Raw genomic sequence first — 2,203 nt, forward strand, 5'->3', positions numbered from 1 at the left:
GCGCAGCCTCGCCACCGCGAGCGGCCCGGGGCGCTCCACGTACGCGAGCTGCAACTGGCCCGGCGTGTTGGCGTCGCCCGGGGGCGCCACGAAGGACACCCGCGTGCGGGGGAGGCCGGCGCTCACCAGCACCTCCGCCGCGGCCTTCGCCACCGCCAGCCCCTGGCCGTCCAGCCGCTCCGCGTCCGGCAGCTTCGCGGCCACGGTGAGGCCCCGGATGGCGGGGCGCGCCTTCACGGCCTCCGCCACCTCGCGCAGGCAGGCCTCCGTCCGGGCTCCCTTCGCCTCCAGGGGCCGGCCCGTCGTGAGCCGCCCGTTGTCGAACGTCAGCCCGCCGCAGGCGCCGTCCGCCTCCGCCGCGAACCCCGTGACGGGCAAGGCCGACAGCAGCAGCGACAGCATCAGGCGGGCGCCTGCCTTCCTCACGGCGACACTCCTTCCGCCTGGCCGGCGGTCTTCACGATGTTGAACTCCACGCGGCGGTTGTTCTCCCGGCCCTTCGCCGTGTCGTTGGTGTCCACCGGCTTCGTCTCCCCGGAGCCCACCGCCTCCAGGCGCTCCGCGGCGATGCCGGCCTTCACCAGCCAGTCGCGCACGGTGTTCGCGCGGCGCTGCGACAGGTCCAGGTTCTTCGCGTCGTCACCCTGGCTGTCGGTGTGGCCCTCCACGCGCACCCGCTCCAGCTCCGGGTGGGTGCGCAGGACGGCGGCCACCTGTGACAGCAGGGGGAACGACTTCGGCAGGATGACGTCCTTGCCCGTGGCGAAATACACCTTGTCCAGGATGACGATGCGCGAGCCCTCCAGGCGCACCTTCGACTCGCCCTTGTCCGGGCACCCGTCGTCGTCCTTCACGCCGTTGATGATCTCCGCCTCCAGCGGGCACGCGTCGGCCGCGTCCGCGATGCCGTCCTTGTCGTTGTCCGGATCCGGGCACCCGTCCTCGTCCTCGAACCCGTCCGTGTCCTCCGCCGCCGTCGGGCAGCGGTCCTCGGGGTCGGGGAGGCCGTCGCCGTCCGTGTCCACCGGGGCGGGCGGCAGGGTGAGCGCGGCCGGGGCGCGGCGCTCGTCCGTGGCGGGCTTCGCCTCCGGGACCGTGTCCGGGCAGCCGTCCTCGTCGCGCTCGCCGTTCACCGTCTCCGGCTCGGTGGGGCAGGTGTCGCTCACGTCGGGGATGCCGTCGTTGTCGTCATCCGGATCCAGGCAGCCGTCGTCGTCCTGGAAGCCGTCGAAGTCCTCGGGGCCCTGTGCGCAGGCGGGCGCACGCGCGGCGGCCACCGGGGCCGGGGCGCCGCCCGGCGTGTAGGCCAGCCCCGCGAGGACGCGGAAGGCGGGCGTGCCGTAGCCGCGCGTGAGGCCCGGCCCCGCGCCCACGTGCGCGGCGAAGCCCTGGGCGAAGCGGTACTTCACCGCGCCCAGCAGCTCCAGGGGGAACTCCTCCTTGTCGGACTCCGACAGGCCCACCGCGCCCACGAGCGTGCCCTGCGCGGACAGCGCCTGCGTGAGCGCCACCTCCGCGCCCACGCCGAACGCGAGCTCGTTGCCCACGTGCAGGTTGCGCAGGTCCTGCGCCTTGCGCAGGTTGACGCCCACGTTGGCGAGCAGCCGCAGCGACGGCGTGGCCCACTCGCCGGCCACGCGCGGCTGGAAGGTGGGCCCGTCCGCGCCCAGGAAGTGGTCCGCGCCGCCGGTGGGCAGGGTGAAGGGCGCGAGCACCGCCAGGTTCAGCGCGCCCTTCGACAAGAGCGCCAGCTTGGGCACCACGCGCAGGTCGCCCAGGCCCGCCGTGCCCACGCCGTTGGCGAACTGCTCGGACACGGCGCTCGCGGACTGCGAGCCGGTGACCGTCAGCGGCAGCACCAGGCCCACCTCCAGCCGGTCGAAGAGGGACACCGCCCCCATCAGGTCCAGGGACACCTGCTGCTGCACGATGCGGTAGACGAACGTCTCCTCGCGCGGATCGAAGAAGTTGAGCGGCTGGTGCGCGTAGTTGAGCGACGCGCCCACGTTCCACGTCAGGTGCGGCGCGACGCGGGCGCTGTTGAGCCCGAGCACGTCATACGCGCCCGGCCCCGGCTTGTACTGCTGCACGTCGATGGCCTGCGACACCGACGCCTGGGCCTCCGCCCGCGACGCGGCGCCCAGCGACAGGCCCACCGCCACCGTCAACGCCACCCCCCCGGCCCATGCCCCCGGGCGGGGAG

The 2,203-nt window shown here is 74.4% G+C and carries 1 protein-coding gene and 1 pseudogene; both read right to left on the bottom strand.

What is annotated here, in order from left to right:
- A pseudogene (locus ACLEQD_RS41840) lies at nt 1-426 on the bottom strand (hypothetical protein); the annotation flags it as partial.
- Nucleotides 423-2,203, bottom strand: a 1,781-nt coding sequence (locus ACLEQD_RS41845; protein WP_410391498.1) for an OmpA family protein, incomplete at its 5' end; no start/stop codon positions are given. The gene ACLEQD_RS41845 and the pseudogene ACLEQD_RS41840, both read right to left, overlap by 4 nt.

Source organism: Corallococcus sp. 4LFB (assembly GCF_046520365.1).
Classification (GTDB): Bacteria; Myxococcota; Myxococcia; order Myxococcales; family Myxococcaceae; genus Corallococcus; species Corallococcus caeni.